At 31.9% G+C, this 4,077-nt stretch carries 3 protein-coding genes; 1 reads left to right on the top strand and 2 read right to left on the bottom strand.

Annotated features, from left to right (window positions below):
• Window positions 1-189: 189 nt before the first annotated feature.
• Window positions 190-1,164, bottom strand: a complete 975-nt coding sequence (locus tag L8D11_RS03960; RefSeq protein ID WP_236870377.1) for a biotin--[acetyl-CoA-carboxylase] ligase — start codon at window positions 1,162-1,164, stop codon at window positions 190-192.
• A 30-nt stretch (window positions 1,165-1,194) separates the two neighbouring features.
• Window positions 1,195-3,777, bottom strand: coding sequence for an ATP-dependent chaperone ClpB (clpB, locus tag L8D11_RS03955; RefSeq protein WP_236870376.1), 2,583 nt, complete (start codon window positions 3,775-3,777; stop codon window positions 1,195-1,197).
• Window positions 3,778-3,815: 38 nt separating this feature from the next.
• Between clpB and L8D11_RS05815 the strand changes: the two genes are divergently transcribed.
• Window positions 3,816-3,944: a hypothetical protein gene (locus tag L8D11_RS05815; RefSeq protein WP_272906036.1), complete on the top strand. Its 129-nt coding sequence runs from the start codon at window positions 3,816-3,818 to the stop codon at window positions 3,942-3,944.
• Window positions 3,945-4,077 lie beyond the last annotated feature (133 nt).

Here is a 4,077-nt window from a genome sequence, read left to right as displayed (position 1 = left end):
AAATATATTCGCAGTTGATATAGGAAGATATACTAATGCAGCTAATATCCAAAGAGAGAATTTTCAAAAAGCTAAATTTATTTGGGATGAAGCTATCCAAGAGATAGCTGCTGCCTAAAATTTAAGGATCAGGGTTGTGTTGCGGCCATATTTCCATTAACTTGACGGTGCCCAATATTTATATGCTGGTTACCTAATTGAAGCTATAGATGTATCACCAGAGTAAAGAGTTACTATTTTGTTATCGATTTTAAGCAATAAGTTGCCTTGAGCATCAATGCCTTTATATTCGCCTTCTATAGTTTTTTCACTATTGTTAACTGCAATTTTCTTATTAGCAAGATAATCATGATTATTCCAGTCACTTAAGAAATACTCCAACCCTAAAATACTAAATTTTTCTATATCTTTAATTATGTTATTGATCAGCGAAACGCAAATTTCATTCCTATCAAAATGCTCCCCAGTGATTTTTTTTAGAGAGGTCCAATTAATAACATTTTCGTTGGATGGTTTCATCATGTTAACGTTAAGCCCCATACCAATTATAGCCATACATCCACCGTAACTTTCTCCAATAACCTCTGTTAGAATGCCTGCAATTTTTTTATCTTCACAATAAATATCATTTGGCCATTTAATTTTAAATTTATTAGAAATATTTAACTGAGATAATGTTCTTATAACGCTCAATCCTGCAATTAAACTTAATCCTGAAATAGCAGAAATGTCTTTTTTAAAGTGGTATTTAATAGATAAATACAAATTTTGCCCAAATGGCGAATCCCAACTTCTCTTCAATCTAGCATTTCCACTTGATTGGTGTTCCGCTAGGCAAATATGATTTTGATAATCTTGACTTTGCGTACTTTTTAAAAATTCATTTGTTGAATTAATAGACTCAAAAATATCAAATTTGGTAGGATTATAATCAATCTTCCTGCCGATTGCATCTTTATCAAGTAGTATCAATTTCTGATTTATCTTATAGCCTAATTTATTATTAGATGTTATATCAATCCCATAGTTGATTAAAACTTTAATGATTTTCCATATGGCAGTTCTTGATATACCTAAATGCCTAGCTATTTCTGCCCCACTCATATATTTTTCATCAGAGAGCATGCTGACTACTTTAAAAAGATTTTCAGTAAATTTTTTCATATTTTTTAGAAATATTAAGAACTCTGTAATCTAGTCCTTATTTTTCTTTTTTATAATAACAATCTCTCCATCTTGCAAATCAAGAATTATATTATCTTTAGGGATGACTTCTCCAGAAATTAGTTTTTCAGCAATAAAATTTTGAATCTTATTTTGAATAACTCTCTTTAAAGGCCTTGCTCCGTAAACTTCGTCAAATCCCTTATCTGCTAACCACAATTTTAGTTTAGGCGTGACCTCAATAGAAATATTTTTTTCACTCAATAAATCCTTTAGCCTTTCTAATTGAATATCTACAATGTCAGCCATATTTTCTTTTTTCAGCTTATTGAACAATATTATTTCATCTAAACGATTTATAAATTCTGGTTTAAAGGATTCTCTAACGAATACCATAATCTCATCTTGTATTTCGTTCACATCTTTATCAGCTGGAAGGGATGAGATTAATTGCGAGCCTAAATTTGATGTTAATATTATCAAAGTATTTTTAAAATCAACTGTTCTTCCCTGCCCATCAGTTAATCTACCTTCATCAAGCACCTGCAAAAGTATATTAAACACATCAGGATGAGCTTTTTCAACTTCATCAAATAATATCACTTGATACGGTCTTCTCCTAACAGTTTCTGTTAATTTACCACCTTCTTCATACCCTACATATCCAGGGGGAGATCCAATTAACCTAGCTACGGAATGCTTTTCCATATATTCAGACATATCAATTCTAAGGATAGCTTTTTTATCATTAAAAAGAAATGTAGCTAAAGCCTTAGTCAATTCAGTTTTTCCTACACCAGTTGGTCCAATAAATAAGAATGATCCAATTGGCTTATCTTTATCAGCAATTCCTGCTCTTGAACGCCTCACTGCTTTAGAAATAATTTCTAGTACATGATCTTGACCAACAACAAAAGTTCTTAGAAAATCTTCCATTTTAAGTAGCTTATCTTTTTCTGATGCCAACATATTATCAACAGGAACTCCAGTCCATTTCGATACAATTGACGCGATATCATTTTCTGAAACAACCTCTTTTAGCATTGTATTCTCTCTTTCTCTTTCGATTTTTTCTAAATTGGCCTGAATTTCAGGGATGACACTATATCTTAATTCACCAGCTCTATTAAAATCTCCTTGCCTTTGGGCAATATCCAAATTTACTTTTGCTGCATCTAATTTTTCTTTCAGAGATTGTATATCTGTAATTTTCAATTTTTCAGATTGCCACTTACTCATTAAATCCGTATAATTGGACTCTAATTTTTCTAGGTCTTTTACAATATTTTGTAATTGCTCTTTAGATGCTTTATCGTTCTCCTTTTCAAGGGCAGATTGCTCAATTTTTAATTGAATAATTTTTCTCTCCAGTTCATCAATTTGCTCTGGTTTACTATCTATTTGCATTTTTAACCTACTAGCTGCTTCATCTATCAAATCTATCGCTTTATCTGGTAAGAACCTATCTGTAATATATCTACTAGAAAGATTTGCTGCAGCTATAATGGCATTATCTGTAATCCTCACTCCATGATGAACTTCATATTTTTCTTTTAAGCCTCTTAAAATTGAAATACAGTCTTCTACGCTTGGTTCTGGAACGAATACCGGCTGAAATCTTCTTGCAAGAGCTGCATCTTTTTCTATATATTTTTTATATTCCGCAAGAGTGGTTGCGCCTACGCAATGCAATTCTCCTCTAGCAAGAGCTGGTTTTAGAAGGTTTGATGCATCCATCGCTCCTTCACTCGCGCCTGCTCCAACTAAGGTATGTAACTCATCAATGAATAATATTACTTGTCCTGAAGACGCAGAAATTTCGTTCAAAACTGATTTCAACCTTTCTTCAAATTCACCTCTATATTTGGCACCTGCAATTAAGGCTCCTAAATCTAGAGATAGTAATTTTAGATTTTTTAAACTTTCTGGTATGTCATTTGTATAAATTCTTTGAGCCAAACCCTCAATTATCGCCGTCTTTCCTACACCTGGCTCTCCTATCAATACCGGATTATTTTTTGTTCTCCTCGATAATACTTGTATAGCCCTTCTTATTTCTTCATCCCTTCCAATAACTGGATCAAGTTTACCTTCAGCTGCATATTGGGTAATATCTTTTGTATATTTTTTTAAGGCCTCAAAGGTATTTTCCGCATTTGCTGTATCTGCTACTCTACCTTTTCTCATTTGATCTATTGCGGAAGAAATTTTTGATGGATTTATATTTTCTTCAGATAATATTTTATATATTTCAGTGCCTTTAGTCTCAGTAATGGCCTGTAAAATACTTTCAGTACTTACAAAGGTGTCGCCTCTCTTTTTAGCAATTTGCTCAGCCAATACTAAGACTTTAGCATTTTCATTGGAAAGATATAATTGACTAGAACCAGTTACTGAAGGCAGTGAGTCTAAATAAATTGTTAATTTTTGCAAAATCTTATCAGGCTCAACATCACACAAATTAATTAATCTACGACAAATCTCATCTTCCTTGCTTATCAAGGTATAAGCAATATGCTCAGGTTTAAATTGCTGATGATTTTTTGACATAGCAAATGTTTGAGCTTGCTGAATCAAAGATTTTGAGTTATCCGTAAATTTATCAAAATTCATAATTTTAGACTTAATTATTCCACTTTTATTATGATATAGTGAAATTACAGATCATTGCAACAACGCAACCTTTTTTTAATTTAAAAGGCCGTTGCATAAATGCAAAGCAAGGAAGATATGCAATAAATGGATTTAAAAAATTAGATTCATATAAAGAAGAACGATAAGTTTGCTATAAAAGCTGATAGAATAATAGGAATTCAAGAAAGTTAACAAAATATTATGCTAAATTAGCATGTTGCATGCCGATTTGCTGATCTTAGCCACACATATTTAAAGCTTTTAAGAGATTGAAGGCAA

The organism is Candidatus Bandiella numerosa, from assembly GCF_021811875.1.
Classification (GTDB): domain Bacteria; phylum Pseudomonadota; class Alphaproteobacteria; order Rickettsiales; family Midichloriaceae; genus Aquirickettsia; species Aquirickettsia numerosa_A.
Note: the sequence above shows the minus strand (reverse complement) of the source record. Positions and strands in the feature narration are given on the sequence as shown.

Excerpts from the sequence above, each read along its gene's own strand:
- L8D11_RS03960 (WP_236870377.1), bottom strand. The coding sequence starts at position 1,164 with ATGAAAAAATTTACTGAAAATCTTTTTAAAGTAGTCAGCATGCTCTCT.
- clpB (WP_236870376.1), bottom strand. The coding sequence starts at position 3,777 with ATGAATTTTGATAAATTTACGGATAACTCAAAATCTTTGATTCAGCAA.